This is a genomic window from Accumulibacter sp. (assembly GCF_023806625.1).
In the GTDB taxonomy this organism is placed as follows: domain Bacteria; phylum Pseudomonadota; class Gammaproteobacteria; order Burkholderiales; family Rhodocyclaceae; genus Accumulibacter.
On sequence record NZ_JAMTDX010000043.1, the window covers coordinates 40666 to 57460 of the forward strand.

Sequence of the window (16795 nt, forward strand, 5' to 3'; positions counted from 1 at the left end):
ACGGCGGCGAAGCGCTCCGGTGCCGGGGAAAGCAGGCTAGCGATCGGCGGGCGGCGTTCGCCCACCCGGCACGAGGTGGATTCCGCGCGCCGCAAGCGCCTCGCGGAGCAGGTACTCGATCTGCCCGTTCACGCTGCGCAGGTCGGCCGCGGCCAGTCGTTCGAGTTCGGCCCAGAGAGCAGGATCGACGCGCAGCAGGAAGGCCTTCTTCGCCGGACTGGGCATCGCCGGTGATCATCCGCTGCGGCTCGCCGCGAGCGCCGAATCGATCGCCGCCTTGAGTTTGCGCGGCTCGTCGCTGCCGAGCAGGAAGCTCTTGCCGTCGCGACGGTGAACGACGACCGCGTCGAACCCCGAGATGTTGTACAGCCAGCCACGCCGCGTCCGCCGGATGCCCCACCCCTCGGCAAAGGTCGTCTGCGTCAGGCTCGTCGACGCGAGCTCGGCAAGGCCGACTCGCCCGCGGGGAAAACCGAAACGCCCGAAACTCCAGCTGAGCTCGTCGCCCGAGACACGGATCGTCAGTCCGTCGAAAGCGAAGGCGACGAGCACGACGACCGGCAGCGGGATCAACATGAGCGGCCAGGCGTCGTGCGTCACCGAAAGCGCGACGCCCAGACCGATTCCTGCCAGGAGCACCGGCAGCCAGACGAAGCGCCCGGGCTGGCGATGAGCGTAACGCAGACCCGGCAAGTCCGCCTGGCGGGTGTCCGGACGCCCGACCGCGAAGGCTCGCAGCAGCGCAGCGCCGATGGCGATGGCGACGCCGACCGCGCCGGTGACCATCGCGCCTCGTTCCCCGGCCGGGCCGAGGCCGTGAAGCAACAACGCGACGAGCACCAGCCCGGCACCACAGCCGATCATCACCACGACGAGCAGCGGGTTCATCGTTGCGCGGTCACTCGCTCACTGATACAGCGTGCCGGTGTTGATCACCGGCGCGACTTCGCTCTCCGCGCAGAGCACGACCAGCAGGTTGCTGACCATCGCCGCTCGACGCTCGTCGTCGAGGTGCACGATGTCGCGTTCGGAGAGCCCGTTGAGGGCCATTTCGACCATGCTGACCGCGCCGTGGACGATCTTGCTGCGCGCGGCGATGATCGCCTCGGCCTGCTGCCGGCGCAGCATCACCTGGGCGATCTCGGGAGCGTAGGCGAGGTGCGTCAGCTTGGCATCCTCGACGACGATGCCGGCACGATCGAAGCGGTCGGTCAGCTCGCGGATCAGCGACTCGGCAACCCGGTCCTGGCCCGCACGAAGCGTGATTTCGCCCGGGTGCAGATCCTCGCCTTCGTCGTAGGCATAGGTCGAGGCCAGGTGACGCACCGCGGCCTCGGCCTGGATGCGCACGTACTGCTGGTAGTCCTCGACGTCGAAGCTCGCCTGGGCGGTGTCGGCGACCCGCCAGACGACCGCCGCGGCGATCTCGATCGGATTGCCGCGCTTGTCGTTGACCTTCAGCCGGTCGCTCGCCAGATTGTGCGCGCGCAGGCTGATCTTCTGCTTGCGGTAGAAGGGATTCGCCCAGCGCAGGCCCTCACTCCTGTCGGTTCCCTTGTACTGGCCGAAGAGCAGCAGGATCGCCGCCTCGTTGGGCTGGAGCATGTACAGACCGGCGAGGACGAAGGCCCCGAGCACGGCGAGCGGAATCGCCATCGCCAGCGCGCGTGGGCCGCTCGCCGCGACGTTCAGGAAGAAATAGAGCGCCCCGCCGAGCAAGCCGAGCCCGAGAGCCAGACCGACGTAGCCGCTGATCGTCTCGCGCTCGATCTCTTGCGAGCGCGCCATCGAGTCCGTCGCCACCGCCAACTCCTTTCGCGACCGGGCGGGCAGCGACGGCCGCTGCGTCCAGGCGCTTGCAAATAGATATCATCATGATAGCGCCAATCGCGCGCGCGGCAAAGTCCGCCACCGCGAGAGCCGACCGGAGGTGTGCCGTCGAGGTCGCCGCGCCGCTCTTCCGGCAGCGCGGACTCGGGCTAGAACGCGGCGCAGACCGTGTACTGGTTGCCGTCGACGATGGCCACGGTTGCGGTCGGCGCGGTATTGCGCGCCGACCCGGTCGGGACGGCCTGGACCGAGCCGCCGGCGGTATTGCCGTCGTCCATCGTCGTATCGATCTGCTTGACGTAGCGGCCGAGGATGCCGTCCGAGCAGACGAAGAACGAGCCGCGCATGTTCTGGATGTACGGAGTCGCGGCTGCGCCGGCCATCTCGATGCCGATGAACCCGCCGTCGGCGTTGCGCGGCCGGTAGTTGGGGTCGGCGATCGCGGTCGGCCCGGTGGCCAGGTTGGCCAGGCGCACGTGCTGCCAGAACAGCGAAGTCTCGTCGGTGAGCACGCCGGTGCCCGCGCCACCGGCGTTCCATGCGCCGTCAATCCGCCCGTTGTTCTGTGCGCACTGCCCCGCCGCAGCCGGCGCGCAGGCCTGAGCGGCGGCGACGCCGAAGGCGTTGTCGAGCTGCGTCTGCGTCTGGTCACCCGGGAACGCCTTGAAGCGGTCCTGATACGCGTACATCAGGCTCGACACGGTGCGGAAGTCGCCGACCATGTTCTTGACTTTCGCGCTGCTGATCAGCTCCTGCCCCTTCAGTACACCGCCGAGCAGCAGGCCGATGATGACGAGTACAATCGCAATCTCCACCAGGGTGAAGCCAGATTCCCGTCCCTTCGCCAGATTCATCTCGTTCTCCGTTGCTTACCGACCATGACGGCCAAGCTGAAGCATGATGCATGCCAGGATAAATCGGCCATTTCGGCGTTCGGCGCGGTGAAAAGTGTCGGATTCCGGTCACTCCTGTCGAAAGCCGGACTGCGCAGCGGTCGCCGCTGCCGTCCCGGGGACGCCCGGTGACCGCTCTTCAACAGGTCGGCGTCGCGCTTCGCCAGCGCCAGCGCTGGCTGCTCGTCGGCCTGCTCGGCGCGCTGCACCTCGCGCTGGTCGCCGGAGCACAATCGGCGATGAGCCTGGTCTGCTGGCTGGTCAATGTCGGGCTGTTCATCCTCTGGCAGCCGTTCATCTACGCCGAACGCAGGCTCGACTTCAGCGGCTTCGCGGTGATCGCGCTGTGGCTCGTCTGCGGTGTCCTGTGGTACGGCTGGTGGCTGCTGATCGTCTGGGTGGTCGTCCTCGCCGCGCTCGTCGGCGGACGCGTGATGTTCCTCGACCACCGGCCGACGCGCGTCTTCCATCTCGTCGCCTTCGCCTATCTGCTCGCCGCGCTGCTCTTCTGGCTGGTGCCGAAGATCGTCCCCGGCTCGGCCCTGGCCGGTCCGCCTCTGGATGGCGAACTCGCCTGGGCGCTGCCGCTCTTTCTGGTGGTAATGAGTGTGCTGCCGGTCCCGGGCGAGGACCAGCGGGCGGACGGTGCGATGGTCGACCTGTTCTACAGCCTGTTCATTTTCCTGCTCATCGCCGTGCTCGTCCTCGGCAGCCTGGCCTTCATGCTGCTACGCCAGTCAGGGTATTTCGAGGCCGTGCTGAACACGCTGATCTCGATCGCGCTGCTGCTCCTGCTGATCGGCTGGACGTGGAATACGCGCCCGGGCTACACCGGCATCGACGTCTTCTTCTCGCGCTACCTGCTGTCGATCGGCCTGCCCTTCGAGAAATGGCTGCATCGCCTGACGACCCTGGCCAGCCGCGAGAGCGAGCCCGACCGCTTCCTCGCGCAGGCACTCGCCGAGATGCGCGACCTTCCCTGGGTCGTCGGCGGCCGCTGGCACGCCGGATCGAAGAGCGGCACGTTCGGCGCCGAAGCCCGCTACCGTCACGACTTTCCTGCCGAGCCGATGCTCCTCACGCTGTATACCCGACACCAGCTGAGTCCCGCGCTGATCTGGCATTTCCACCTCCTCGCGCAACTGGCCAACGAGCATTACATCGCCAAGCTGCGCGCTCGCGAGCTGCAGCAGGTCAGCTACCTGCGCGCAATCCACGAAACCGGCGCGCGGCTGACCCACGACGTCAAGAACCTCCTCCAGTCGCTGAACAACCTCTGCTATCTCGCCCAGGCGAGCGATGGCGCCGACGCTGACCGCCTCGGGCTGCTGCAGCGGCAGCTGCCGCAGATCACGCAACGGGTGCAGCAGACGCTGGCCAAGCTGCAGAAGCCGCAAAGCGAGGCCGGTGGCGTACTGCCCGCCGATATGTGGTGGAAGATCCAGCAGCAGCGCTACGCGACGGCGCCGGTCTGCTTCGCCGAAACCGACTTCGACCCCGAGGCCCTCGTGCCGACCTCACTGTTCGACAGCGTCGCCGACAACCTGCTGCACAACGCGCTGCTCAAGGCGCAGGCCGAGAGCGGGCTGGAGGTGAGCGCGAGCCTCACGGCGGACGCCTCGCGACTCGCCGTCTGCGACAGTGGCAGCGCGATCGACGAGGACATCGCCGGCAGCCTGCTGCGCGAGCCGGTGCGCTCGGAGCGCGGACTCGGGATCGGCCTCTACCACGCGGCACGCCAGGCCGAGAGCTGCGGTTACGAACTGCGCCTGGCGGGCAACCGGACCGGCGAGGTCTGCTTCGAACTGACCCGCAAGGAACGCTGCGATCGGCCGGCACCGGCGACTCGCGCAGCGACAGACTGAGTGGCGTGGTCCGGACGAGCAATGGGCCGGCGCTGCGCGACGACGTTCAGCGGAGCGAAGCCGTCGTCTGGCCGGCGGCGCGGCGGCCGATCAGCCGATGGACAACCATGTTGCCCTTGCCCTTGAGGTAGATCGTCTGCGGCTCCTGGAAGTCGAAGTCGGCACGCAGGTGCTCGTAGGTGCGCTCGTCGACCTGGACGATTCCCGGAACGCCTTCGCTGGTCACCCGGCTGGCGATGTTCACCGTGTCTCCCCATAGATCGTAGATGAACTTCTTCTTGCCGACGACGCCGGCGACCACCGGGCCGGTCCCGATGCCGACACGCAACTCGAGATGCATCTCGTTGATGCTGAAATCCTCGTGCAGCAGCGCGCACATCTCCAGGGCCATGTCGGCGAGTGCCTCGGTCGGATGTCTGCACTCCTCGTTGAGCCCGGCGGCGACCATGTACGCGTCGCCGATCGTCTTGATCTTCTCGAGACCGTACTTCTCGGCGAGTTCGTCGAAGCACGAGAAGATCTTGTTGAGCATCGTGAATACCTGCTGCGGGGTCAGCCCTTCGGCAACCCGCGTGAAGTTCACGATGTCGGCAAACATCACCGACACCTCGGCGAAACCGTCGGCGATCGTCTGGTCGCTGTCCTTCAGACGCCTGGCCACCGGCGCCGGCAGGATGTTCAGCAGCAGCCGCTCCGAGCGATCCTGCTCGACCTGCAGCAGGCGGTGGGCTTCCTGCAGCCGCTGCTGGGCCTTGTGCTTCTCGGAATCCGAATAGCGGAGCAGCAGATAGACGATCGTCGACACGGCGACGAAGTTCAGCGCGAAAAAGAACGCGGCGGTCTGCGACGGAACGCGGTACTCGCCGATCGGCTGGAGATCCGCGAGATGGAAATCGACGGCGCCGGAGAGCGCGGTCAGTACGAAGTAGGCAAAGAACCAGGCACCCGACTCGCGCGGGCCGATGAACAGGATCGCGCCGATCGGCGCGAGCAGCGCCCAGAGGCTGACGCCGCTGGCGGTGATGAAGCTGCCGATGCTCCATTGCGCGACGAAGGGACTGAACAGGAACAGCGCCAGCTGGATCTGCCGGAAGGCGTTGAAGTTCAGCGTCTTCAGGTAGACCAGCAGATTGCCGACGAGCAGCAGCTGCAGGGCAAACGGGAGGTTCGACGAGAAGCGCGGCCCCAACTGCCAATAGATCGACAGCCAGAGCACCGACGCAAAGCAGATCAGACCGGTGGCGAAAACGAGCAGAGACTTCTGCAGACGCAGCTCTTCCGGGTCGCTCGGCGAGATCCCCGCGTTGCGCAGCCGGTCAATGAACGAACGACCGGCGTCCATCGTGGGTGAGCTCGAAGGGGAAAGGAGGCATCGGCCAATTGGACCCCAGAAGCACGCCCGCGGTCAATGCGCGGCAGCGATCGGGAACCCGCACGACGCCCCGAGCCTCTCCACGGGGTCCGCCGTCTGCGCCACCCGTCGGAAAACCGTTCAGGGCAGCTTCCCGGCAGTGATCATCCGGTTGAAGAGAACTCCGGGGGAGATCCACGCGACCTCGTCGTCGAACCTCGGCGTCCTCGTCCGGCTGACGAAGGTGGTATTGGCCATCGCGGAGCCGCCGCCGGTCAGCTGGTTCTCTGCTTCGTCATTGCTGTCACCGACCCACAGCTGGACCCCGTCGGAGGTGAACGCCCCGAATCCATTGGCACCGTGCGAGACGACCACCGCCGGGACGCCCGTGGCCACGACCGCACCACCAGTGGCCGCCGAGTAGACGTCCAGGGTTCCCTGGGTGGAAAGCTGGAAAGCGGCCTTGCTTCCCGAAGGCAGCGCTTGCGCGAACGCCGCGCTGACCCGATAGGTATAGCGGTGCCCCCAGGCATCGGTCTCGGCGACGCCGAGCGTCGCCCACGGTAGCACGCCCGATTCACTCGGGCAGGCCACGAGGGTCGTGCCGACCAGCGGGTCGATCCCGGCGCCGTTCGCTCCGCTCGCCGTGCTCGCCGGGGCCGGGCACGGCAGCCGACCGTTGGCTGCGGCGAAGCCGAGCAAGGCCTCACGGATCTCGCCGAGCGCCCGGCGCGTGTCGCTGGTGTTGCGCACGTCGATCTGTGCCGACAGAGGAGCCAGCAGGCCGCCCAGCAGCAGCGCGACGATGACCAGAACGACGGCGAGTTCGGTCAACGTGAACCCGGAGTTCGAACGCGGCAGACGATGGTTTGCATTCATGGCAGACACCTCACGAGATCCCTTTCGGGGTACCTGGCGTCGAACTGGCTCCAGCCTGCGAAGCTCGACGCGGCGGCGACCGGCACGCGAAACGAGGTCAGGTTGGCGCCCTCGAGGTAGTTCGCGGGATTGACCCTGTCGGTTGGCGCGACGCGAATCTGACCGGCGGTCCGACGGCCGGCGAAGATCAGGACCCGGACGCAGGCGCCTGTCTGCAGTCCGTCGATGGTGATCGGCGAAGCGACTGGCAACTGGGTCAGGAACAACATCTCCTTCCAGTTGGTGCAGAAAACCCGGACGTCTGCGGCCTTGACCTGCGCGCAGTCGAGGTTGTCGGTCCCCTTGCCGGGGCCGGCAGAAACGGCGACCGTCTGCGTACGACCCGTCTCCACCTGCTGGCGCAGGTCAGGATCGTCGAGCAGCTTGCTGACCGCGACGGCGAAGTCGCTGCGCCGGATCAATCGATCGAAGAGTTCGTCGGCAGTAATGTACAGGAATGAATCGTTGTAGGAATCGTTCGCCCCGACGACGAACTCCTTGTCGCCGGCGTCCGAGGCGACGCGGTTCCCGTTACTTCCCGGGAAGTAATTGACGCGCCCGGCGATCGCGCTGGCGGCGTCGAAGGGGTCGAGATAGTTGCGCGCGTCGTAGTTGTCGCCGCATTCACTGTATTTCGGATCATCGGGATCGGCGCGGCGGCGGTCCTGAGACCCGAGCGCCGGGCCAGGCGCAACGACCAGCGCGGCCACGTTGTCAGCGAGCAGGTTTCCCGCCGCGTCGAAGATCATCAGCTGACCCCGGGTGTCCCAGTTGAACACCAGGGTGCGGACGTCGCTGCGGAAACGACCCGAGAGCACGTACCAGAGACATTCCCCGGAACGATCGCGCGGCGCGGAGATATCGAGGCTCTTCCACGGGATCTTCCCGGCCACAGAGTAGTCGCGCGAAGCCCCCGGAGGCGTGCCGGAGGCGTATCCTTCGTCGGGAGTCGCTATCCGTACGCCGATGTCGGGTAGCAGAAAGACTCCCGCGTAAGCCACCCTGGCATCGGAAATCGCCTCGCCGACCAGCGCGTCCCTGGCCTCGACGAGCGCGCGGCCGGCGCTTTCCTCCCGTGCCGCCTGATACGAGGCCGCGTTGAGCTGTCCGAGCAGCAGGTACAGCCCGGCCAGACCGAGCAGCGTCAGAACGGCGAGGAGCGCGACGCCTTCCTCTTGCCGCCGGGTCGCCGGCAGAGTCCTACGGCGCACCGCGGGCACCCCCATGGACGCCGATCGAGCCCCCGTTGAGCAGGTCGATCGCCTCACCGGTGCTCGCGTTCACCGTCTCGCCGACGCGCGCGCGCGCCGCCGGCGAGTCGCTCATGCGCACGACGACCTTCCCGGGATCGCCCGGCCGCGGGCTGACCGTCACGCCGCTGAAGGCGTCCCGCTCGTCCTGGGCGACGCCGTTGATCCACGTCGTTCGCCGGCCGCTGCTGCGGGTGACGACGCCGTCGATGGTCAGCGTCGGATCGACCCTGACCGGCTGCCCGTCGGGAACGTTCAGTTCGCGCTGGCGGTCGAGCTGCTGGCGCCGCTCGGGCGTGAAGAACAGGCGGTCGATTCCCTGATCGCCGGCGATCACCGGAGCAGCGACCGCGACGATCACGGCGCAGCCGAGAAAGGGGGCCACAACCCGCAAGGCGATCATCGGCAAGCCTCCTTGGTGTCTACTTCGCCGGCGTCTCGCGGGCCGTCAGCCAGTCGAGTTCGCAGTCTGCCTGCAAGTTCGCCCGGCCGCTGCTGCGCTCGTCGGCGCCCGCCGGCAAGCGCTCGACACGGCAACGGTTGACCCGGATCAGCGCCTTCGCCTGGTCGCGCAGGTCGGCGAGCAGCCGGACGAGATCTTCCTCGTGCAGCAATTTCAGCTGCACGCGCATCGCGCTCGCGTAGAACGCGAATTCGCCCGGCTTGCCGCCTTCGATCTGACGCTGTGGCGAAATATCATAGCGCAGATCGAGCAGGCGACGCCGGTCGCGGACTTCCTTGAGCAGCTCGACCCAGTCGAGCCGCTGCTCTTCGCCAATGATGCCACGCTGCTGCAGCTGATTGAAGAGCCGCGATTTCTGTTTGATCTCGCTTTCCTCGTCGCGGACCTGCCGCAGCCGGCGATCGGACTCGTCGCGCTGCATCGTCGCGGAGACCCGCGCGCGTTCGGCGCTCTCCCTGACCTGTAGCGAAGCGTAGACGATCGCCGCCCCGGTCGCCAGCCCGAGCAGCGCGAGCAGCACGCTGCTGCGAAGCTTCGGCAGGTCGGCCGAGCCGATGTTCACGGGCCGACCCTTCTGCGCACCTGGATCCGGAACGGTCGCGCCTGGAACTCGCCCGACGTGGCATCTCCGCCGCTCAGCGGCTTGCCCGACTCGACGTCGAAGGGTTGCTGCAAGACCTCGACTTCGAGCCCCGGGTTACGCTTGAGCGCGTCGACGAGGCTGTTGAAGGCGGCCAGCACCTGCCTGGGCTTGCTCTCCGCGCCGAGGCGCAGGCTGCCGGCGAGAATCGCCGTTTCGCCGACCGGCGGCGGCTGAACCGCGCTCGCGCCGATCGCGCCGGCCGGCGCCCGAGCGACCGCCGGCGAGTCGGCAGCTTTCCACTCGAGGCTCTCGAGTTCGACGCTCGCCGCGCCCTGCAGCGCGTGGCTGACCTCGCGCCAGAGATCGACGGGCGACGAACTGCCGCGTTCGATTTCGGCGTAGCGGTCGATCACCCGCCGCAGGTTGTCGGTCGTCGTCGGTATCGGCGGGAAGGTCCGGACGATCTCCTCGTAGCGGCCCCGCGCGAGCAGAGTCTCGGCGCGGATCCCGTCGACCTCGTCCTGGATCCGGTACGCCTGGAAGAGCTGCTTTCCGGCCCACAGCAGGCACGCGAAGAGGGCGACCGCTGCGGCGCCGTGCAGCGCCGAACGGATCAGCCAGAGATGGTAGTCGTGGCGCTCAACGTCGCTCGCAAACTGCGCGCGCGGCGGATCGCTGGCCAGCAGATGCAGGAACAGCGGTTCGCAGCGCAGGTCCGCGGGAATCGTCCGCAGGCCGCACTTCTCGGCACAGTGTTCGAGGTCGAGATGGACGAACGACAGGCTGTCGCTGTCGACGCAACTCGCGGCGAGCGCCTCGCCGGCCTCGCGGCGGGCGAGCAGGTAGGCGGTGATCGGCTCCTGCCGGCCGATCAGCCTCTGGCTGACGAGGTACTGCTGCAGCTTGCGCGCTTCGCTGGCGAAGGTCTGTGCGACCGCGCCGATACTGCTGCTCTGCAAAGGAGTCAGGCGACTGAAATGCACCTCGGCCTTCTCGAGATAGCTCTGGCGTAGCGTCTGGTCCTGGACGGTCAGCAGCAGGCAGCGCTCGTCGGCCAAGGCCAGCTTGCGCAGCAGCAGCGGGCCGAGCAGCGGCAGCGAATGCACTCCGGCGAGCGGCGCTTCGGCCCGGGCGATGACCTCGAGCCAGGGAGCGAACAGCTCGTTGCGGGTCAGCGCGGCGAGCAGAACGCGTTCGTCCTTGCGCCGCGACTTTTGATAGCCGAGAGACACCGCCGTGGTCAGCGTCGCGCCAAAGAACAGCTGCCCGAGCCGGCGGCTGATGATCGACTGCCGGTTGGCGCCACGCAGGAAGGGAATCAGCTCGACGTGGAAGCCTTCCTCGGCGACGTTGGCGAGCATCGTGAAAACGCTCTTCGCATTCGCCGCGAGGTAGGCGGCAAACTGTTGCCGGCCAGCATCGCCGGCCGCGAAGCAACCCTCCTCGCTGAGCACTCCGCCCTGCCAGAGGAAGGCGCTCAGCTGACTGGCGTTGACATAGAGCAGGCGCCGCTCGTACATCGGGCTAGGCCTTGATCCGGCTGATCACGTCATACACCGGGCCGAGTACCGAGAGCATGATCCAGCCGAGCAGCGCGCCCATGATCACGGTCAGCAGTGGTTCCATCAGCTGCTGCATCTTCTGCACCGATTCCCTGACGTCACGATTGTAGAAGTAGCTGACGTTGAGCAGCGCCTCGTCGAGCGCACCGGTGTTCTCGCCGACACGCAGCATGCGGATGACCAGTGGCGGAAAGAAACCGGTGACGCGGAACGCGGCGGTGACGTTCTGCCCCTCGACGATCAACTCCTCGACCCGTTCGAGACCCTGGCGGATGACCCGATTGCCGACGACGTCCTGCGTCGTGCGGATCGACTCGAGAATCGGGATCCCCGAAGCGTAGAGCAGGGCAAAGGTGTTCGCGAAGCGCGAAAGGATGATCTTCCGCTGGATCTCGCCGATCAGCGGCAGCCTGAGCTTGAGGTCGTCGAGGCGCAGGCGGGCCAGCGGATTGGTGGCCAGCAACACGCGGAGCACGACCGCGACGAGCAGCGGCAGCGCCAGCAGAAGGTACCAGTAACCGACCAGCAGGTCGGAGACGAAGAACAGCACCTGGGTCTGAAACGGCAGCGTCTGCCCCATGTTGCGCACGAAAATCTTCAGTTGCGGGACCATGTAGACCATCAGGAAGAAGGTCGCTGCCAGGACGATCGTCGCGACGAAGGCCGGGTAGGCGATGATCTTGTGCGTCTGCGAAGCGAGTTCGTCCTCCCACTTGAGCGCCTCGTTGAGACTGTGCAGCACTTCCGGCAGCCGCCCGGTGGTCTCGCCGGCGCGGATCAGGCTGACGAAGACACGGTCGAAGACGCGCCGGTGCTGGTCCATCGCCTGCGAGAGGGTCAGTCCGCCTTCGATCGACTCGATCAGGCTGGCGACGACTTCGCGGAAGCGCGGGTGCTCGAGGCTGTCGCGGAGGTCGGTGAGCCCTTCGAGGATCGGCACTCCGGCGCGCACGAGCTGCTGCAGATGAAAACAGAAATGGATCAGCTCGCGCCTCGGGACGCGTTTGCCGGCGAACAGGCTGCGGTTGCTGAGCAGATCGCCGCTGACCAGGTCGAGTTCCATCCGCCGCAGGCGCATCTCGAGGTCGACGAGGTTGATCGCGTCGATCCGCCCGAAGACCATCCGTCCGTCGGGCGCCACCGCCTTGTACGTGTAGATCGGCATCGCCCTACATCCGGTCGGTCAGGTCGACGACTCGCCCGACCTCCTCGAGCGAGGTGGAGCCGTCGAGGACGCGGCGCAGCCCGTCGTCGGCCAGCGTCGTGAACCCCTGGCTGGCAGCCAGCTGGCGCATCTCGCGCACCGTACTGCGCCGGGCGATCAGTTCGTCCATGTCGCTGTCGATGCGCAGCAGCTCCATGATCGCCAGCCGCCCGCGGTAGCCCTGGAAGTCGCAGCGCTCGCAGCCGCCGGGGCGATAGATCACCGGGCGCGGTCCGTCGGCGAGCGAACCGAACAGGCGGAGCTCGTGCGCTTCGGCCTGGTAGGGAACCTTGCAGTGAACGCAGAGGCGACGGACGAGCCGCTGGGCGACGATGCCGATGATGTTGCCGGCCAGGATGTCGGGCAGCACACCGATGTCGAGCAGTCGCGGAATCGCGCCGATCGCCGAGTTGGTGTGCAGCGTCGAATAGACCTGGTGTCCGGTCATCGCCGCGCGCAGCGCCATCTGCGCCGTCTCGGCGTCGCGCACCTCGCCGACCAGGATGATGTCCGGATCCTGGCGCATCATCGAGCGGATGCCGTTGGCGAAGTCGAGCTTGACCGACTCGGCCGCCGACGTCTGGCGAACGAGGGTCATCGGATACTCGACCGGGTCCTCGAGGGTCATGATGTTGACTCCCTCGGAATTGATGTGGTTGAGCACCGAGTAGAGCGTCGTCGTCTTGCCGCTGCCGGTCGGCCCGGTGACCAGAACGATTCCCTCGGGACGGGCGATCATCAGCTTGAGCTGGTCGAGCTGCCTTTCGGTCAGGCCCAGCCCTTCGAGCGGGACGATCCCCTTCTGCCGGTCGAGGATGCGCAGAACGATGTTCTCGCCGTGGATCGTCGGCTGGGCCGAAACGCGGAAGTCGACCTGGCGGCCACGCATGTTCAGCGAGATCCGCCCGTCCTGCGGGGCGCGCGTTTCGGCGATGTTCATCCCCGAGAGGACCTTGATGCGCACGGCCATCGCCGGCCAGTACGTCTTGTGCAACGAGCGGACCTGGCGGAGCATGCCGTCGATCCGGTAACGGATGCGCAGGAAGCCGGCCTCGGGCTCGAAATGGATGTCCGACGAGTCGCGCTTGACCGCGTCGGTGAGGATCGAGTCGATCAGTCGGACGACCGGCTGGCTGTACTCGTCGGACGACGACTGCAGCCCGCGGAAGTCGACCTCACCGGTCTCGATCTCGTGCAGGATGCCGTCGATCGACAACTCGTAGCCGTAGCACTGGTCGATCGCCCGGTCGATTTCGGTCTCGCCGGCAAGCAGCGTGTCGATCTCGATCTCGTCGCCGGCGAGCGCGCGAATCCGGTCGAGCGCGATGATGTCGTTGACGTCGGCGATGGCCACTGTCAGCCGTTGATTCTCGTTGTCGAAGTCGAGCGGCAGCAGGTGATGGCGCTTGGCCAGCTCGCGCGGGACGAGCTTGAGCGCCGAGGGATCGATGATCGCATTCGACAGGTCGACGCTCTGCTTGCCGAGGCTCTCCGACAGCGCGTCGCGCAGCGTCGCCTCGGAGACGAAACCGAGCGCGACCAGAAGCTTGCCGACCGGCAGGTTCGACTTCATCTGCTCGAGCAGCGCGATGCGCAGCTGATCCTCGCTGAGAATGCCCTTGGCGATCAGGATCTGGCCGAGCGGCCGCGAGTGGGCGAGCCCGGCCGGCCGGCTCATCGGGTGTCCCCGCGCGCGTCGCCGGAACCGGCTCGCCGCCTTATGGGGTATTCAGTATTGCAGCTCAAGAAGACGCTTCCCGGCCGCCGCCGCATCGAAAGCGCCGGGCCGTGTCTCCGCGGCGGCGAGAGCCATCCGGTAATACTGCGCCGCGAGCTTGCCCTGACGGAGGTGGTCGAGGCTGACCGCGACGTTGAACAGATAGTCGGCGTTGTCCGGCTCGAGTGCGTACGCCTGGAAATACGCCTGCTGCGCCTCGCTCCAGCGTCCCTGCCGGGCGTAGAGGTTGCCGAGCGCGAAATGCAGCGCTGGCGAATCGGGCTGGCCGGCGAGCAGCGTCTTCAGGCGGCTCTCCGACTGGCCCGAATCGCTGGCGCCGCGCAGGTTGATCAGCGCCGCCTGCGCGGTTGCGTCCGACGGATCGGCTTCGAGGGCGCGCAGGTAGAGTTCGTGGGCGCGCTCGTTGCGCCCGTTGCGCGACTCGATCGCCGCGAGACCGAGCAGCGCGTCGACGTTGCGCGGGTCGCCGCGCAGGACCTGCTCGTAGGCCCGTCGGGCGTCGTCGAAGCGGCCCGCGAGCCACGCCTGATACGCCTCGTTGAGCGTCTGGTCGGGACCCGGGCGTCCACGACTGGTGCGGAAGACGCCGGCCGGCTGGCCCGCGGACGACGAGGCGGCGCGCGCCGTCCGCTCGGGCCGGGACGACGGCACGTCGCCCGGCGCGGCTGGCGACATCCTTTCCGCCTGGACCGGGCCCGCCGCCGGGGGCACCGCCGCCGGTGCTGCTGCCAACGTCCCCGCCGGTGCAGCGCTTGCGGGCGTGTCGGCCGGCAACTGCGGAGCGGCCGGTTGCGCGGTGGGCGCCGCCGGCGCGAGTGGCGGAGCCGCAGCGAGCGGAGGAGTCATCCCCGGCGGGCGGACCAGTGACGAAGTCGACACGCCCTGCAGTTGCCACCAGAAGTAGCCGCCGATACCGATCGCCACGACGGCAGCCGTGCCGAGCGCGATCCACAGCCACGCCGGTGAACGGGCCGCCTGTTTGACGGCGAAGACGTTCTTCGCTGCCGCTCGCGCCGCCTGGTCCGCAGAGGCCGCCTGGGCGGCCAGCGTCGGTTCGACCCGTGGCGCCTGGCGCCTGTCGCGCGGGGAATCCTCAGCAAAGGCGAGGTCGCCCTCGGCTGCGGCGAGCGCGCTGCTCAACGGCGGCAGCGACCGGCCGGGCGGCGCGGGAGCTTCGATGGGGTCGAGGCTCAACTCGGCGGGGGTCTTCGCGGTCGGCGACTGGACGGCCGCGCCCGCCTGGCGTTTCGCTTCCTCGGCGCGGCGCAGCGCGTCCATCAGCAGGCTCATCGCAGCGGCCCCGGTGGGTTCTCGGGGAACGAGAAGGGCCTGAACACCTGGTCGGTGCGGAAGAAGTCCTTGTTCGGCAGGGACGACCGGAAACTGCTGAAGTCGCCGTCCAGCGAGGCGTCCCTGATCACCGTCGGGCGCAGCAGGACGACGAGTTCGGTCTTCATCGACGAGTTTGCTCGCGTGTTGAACACTTCTCCGATGATCGGGACGTCACCGAACACCGGGAGTCGCCCATCCTTGTTATCGACGGTGTCCACCATCAGCCCGCCGAGCACGGCGATGTCTCCACTCTCTATACGCATCAGTGATTCGATTTCCCGGGTCCTGATCTGCGGCACATAGTTCGGGATCGTCGTCGGAATGACCGGATTCGGATCGCGCTTCAGTTCCGAGATGCTGGAAATCGACGGCCGGACGTTCAGCGTCACGGTTCCGCCCTCGCTGATCTGAGCCGTCAGGCTCATGAAGAACCCCACGGAAACGGATTGCGGCGTGGTCGTGATTCCCACCGTCGTGCCAACGTTGGCGGTGGTCGTCGTATTCGACGCCACATTGAAGTAGACGAAGTCCTCGGACACCTTGAGCGTCGCCGTCTGATTGTTCAGCACCGCCAGCTTCGGACTGGACAGGACCTTTACGCTACCGAAGGAACGCAGCAGATCGACCGTCGCAGCCATGTTCAACGGATTGATGTTGCGGTACTTGATGACGTAAGGCAGCACCGCGTTCGGAACATTGCTGGTCAGTGTTGGCCGGGACACCTCGAAAGTGCTGCCGCTGGTCAGACGACTCCACTCGATACCCTGCTGGTAGCCGTCGCTCAGCGCCACTTCGATGATCGTCGCCTCGATGAGCACCTGCCGGCGCGCACCGCTCATCACGCGATCGAGGAACTCCTGAACCTTCTCGTGCTGCCGCGAGGTGGCACGAACCGTGACGACTCCGCCTTCGGGATTGACGATCACCGATGCGGCCTCGCGGAAGGTCATCCGCTTGACGACCGTCGCTCCGACGTTCTCGAGCGTCGCAGGATTCGGACTGGTGGCCAGCGATGGCGCAAGCTGAGCACCACGCGGCGCGGTGATCCGGGGTGCCGGTGCACCCGTGCCGGTCGTCGTCTGCGAGGCCACCTGCTCGGTCACCGTCTCGGTCGACCCCTCGGGGAAGACCTTGTCTGTTTCGTGGAGCAGGTCCTTGAGGTTCTTCTCGAGCGCTTCCCAGAAGTGATTCTTCGACTTGTTCTCGATCTGGATCCGCGAGGTGTTTCCGCTGCCGGCGACGCCTCCGCTGCCGGTGGCCAGCGCGCTCGTGGAAATCTGCGTGTTGGTCGCCACGAGACCCGTCACGTCGCGCGACAGATTGACGTAGTCCACCCTGTAGTTCTTGAGGTACGGCGTGTCCGGCATGACCACGAGGTTCGGGCCGTCCATCTCGAAGCGCATGTCCACCTGTTTGGCGATGCGCGTCAGCAGTTGCGGCAGCGTCTGATCGATCGCGTTGAGGGTCACCGTCCCGCTGATCCCCGGATGGATGTCGACGTTGAGCTTCGCGTCGCGCGCCAGCGCAAAAAGCAGGTCCTGCACCGGGACGTTGTGCACGACGACCGAGTAGGTCTCGGTCTTCGCCGTCGTTCTCGGCCTCGGCAAGACCGGGCTCTGCTGCACCGGTTCGGGAATCGCGCCGGGCGGACGCGCGAGGCTGTCGGCCTGCAAATGCCCGGGCGAAGGGCCGTTGCTCAGCGTCGTCGGCGTACACGCGGCGAGCAGCAGGACGAGGAGAAGGCCGGCAATTCCCTTAAACACACTGAATCCCTGTATCGGGCAGAATCCGGCTCATCATACCACG

15 protein-coding genes are annotated in these 16795 nt (G+C 67.0%); 1 reads left to right on the plus strand and 14 read right to left on the minus strand.

The window, feature by feature from the left end; all coding sequences use genetic code 11:
• Positions 1-36: 36 nt before the first annotated feature.
• The 4 genes from NFW05_RS07805 to NFW05_RS07820 all read right to left on the minus strand — a co-directional run bounded on the left by NFW05_RS07805 (position 37) and on the right by NFW05_RS07820 (position 2684).
• Positions 37-225 carry a hypothetical protein gene (locus NFW05_RS07805; protein WP_295304623.1) on the minus strand — a complete coding sequence of 63 codons (189 nt, stop codon included), beginning with the start codon at positions 223-225 and terminating at the stop codon, positions 37-39.
• A gap of 9 nt (positions 226-234) precedes the next feature.
• On the minus strand, positions 235-888 hold the full coding sequence (locus tag NFW05_RS07810) for a hypothetical protein (RefSeq protein ID WP_295304626.1): 654 nt from the start codon (positions 886-888) through the stop codon (positions 235-237).
• A gap of 18 nt (positions 889-906) precedes the next feature.
• Positions 907-1788, minus strand: coding sequence for an SPFH domain-containing protein (locus NFW05_RS07815; protein ID WP_295304830.1), 882 nt, complete (start codon positions 1786-1788; stop codon positions 907-909).
• 191 nt (positions 1789-1979) lie between these two features.
• The gene (locus tag NFW05_RS07820) at positions 1980-2684 is read right to left on the minus strand and encodes a prepilin-type N-terminal cleavage/methylation domain-containing protein (protein WP_295304628.1); all 705 of its coding nucleotides are present in this window, start codon (positions 2682-2684) and stop codon (positions 1980-1982) included.
• Positions 2685-2851: 167 nt separating this feature from the next.
• On the opposite strand from NFW05_RS07820, the gene NFW05_RS07825 reads away from it, so the two are divergent.
• On the plus strand, positions 2852-4588 hold the full coding sequence (locus NFW05_RS07825) for a sensor histidine kinase (protein WP_295304631.1): 1737 nt from the start codon (positions 2852-2854) through the stop codon (positions 4586-4588).
• A 46-nt stretch (positions 4589-4634) separates the two neighbouring features.
• Here NFW05_RS07825 and NFW05_RS07830 read toward each other — a convergent pair whose 3' ends face one another.
• From NFW05_RS07830 to NFW05_RS07875, 10 genes are all read right to left on the minus strand, one after another.
• On the minus strand, positions 4635-5930 hold the full coding sequence (locus NFW05_RS07830) for an adenylate/guanylate cyclase domain-containing protein (RefSeq protein WP_295304634.1): 1296 nt from the start codon (positions 5928-5930) through the stop codon (positions 4635-4637).
• Positions 5931-6080: 150 nt separating this feature from the next.
• Positions 6081-6818 (minus strand): prepilin-type N-terminal cleavage/methylation domain-containing protein, encoded by a 738-nt coding sequence (locus tag NFW05_RS07835; RefSeq protein ID WP_295304637.1) that lies wholly within the window; start codon positions 6816-6818, stop codon positions 6081-6083.
• Positions 6815-8068 carry a hypothetical protein gene (locus tag NFW05_RS07840; protein ID WP_295304639.1) on the minus strand — a complete coding sequence of 418 codons (1254 nt, stop codon included), beginning with the start codon at positions 8066-8068 and terminating at the stop codon, positions 6815-6817. Before NFW05_RS07840 ends, NFW05_RS07835 begins: the two co-directional genes overlap by 4 nt.
• The gene (locus NFW05_RS07845; protein ID WP_295304642.1) at positions 8058-8510 is read right to left on the minus strand and encodes a hypothetical protein; all 453 of its coding nucleotides are present in this window, start codon (positions 8508-8510) and stop codon (positions 8058-8060) included. Before NFW05_RS07845 ends, NFW05_RS07840 begins: the two co-directional genes overlap by 11 nt.
• Before the next feature lie 19 nt (positions 8511-8529).
• The gene (locus NFW05_RS07850; protein WP_295304645.1) at positions 8530-9132 is read right to left on the minus strand and encodes a hypothetical protein; all 603 of its coding nucleotides are present in this window, start codon (positions 9130-9132) and stop codon (positions 8530-8532) included.
• On the minus strand, positions 9129-10673 hold the full coding sequence (locus tag NFW05_RS07855) for a hypothetical protein (RefSeq protein ID WP_295304646.1): 1545 nt from the start codon (positions 10671-10673) through the stop codon (positions 9129-9131). Before NFW05_RS07855 ends, NFW05_RS07850 begins: the two co-directional genes overlap by 4 nt.
• A 4-nt stretch (positions 10674-10677) precedes the next feature.
• Complete coding sequence (locus tag NFW05_RS07860; protein WP_295304649.1) at positions 10678-11880, minus strand: type II secretion system F family protein; 1203 nt, start codon at positions 11878-11880, stop codon at positions 10678-10680.
• A gap of 4 nt (positions 11881-11884) precedes the next feature.
• Positions 11885-13597, minus strand: a complete 1713-nt coding sequence (locus NFW05_RS07865; RefSeq protein WP_295304652.1) for a GspE/PulE family protein — start codon at positions 13595-13597, stop codon at positions 11885-11887.
• Positions 13598-13648: 51 nt separating this feature from the next.
• On the minus strand, positions 13649-14947 hold the full coding sequence (locus NFW05_RS07870) for a tetratricopeptide repeat protein (protein ID WP_295304654.1): 1299 nt from the start codon (positions 14945-14947) through the stop codon (positions 13649-13651).
• A complete protein-coding gene (locus NFW05_RS07875; RefSeq protein ID WP_295304656.1) occupies positions 14944-16752 on the minus strand; it encodes a type II and III secretion system protein in 1809 nt (602 codons plus the stop codon). Before NFW05_RS07875 ends, NFW05_RS07870 begins: the two co-directional genes overlap by 4 nt.
• Positions 16753-16795: the final 43 nt, after the last annotated feature.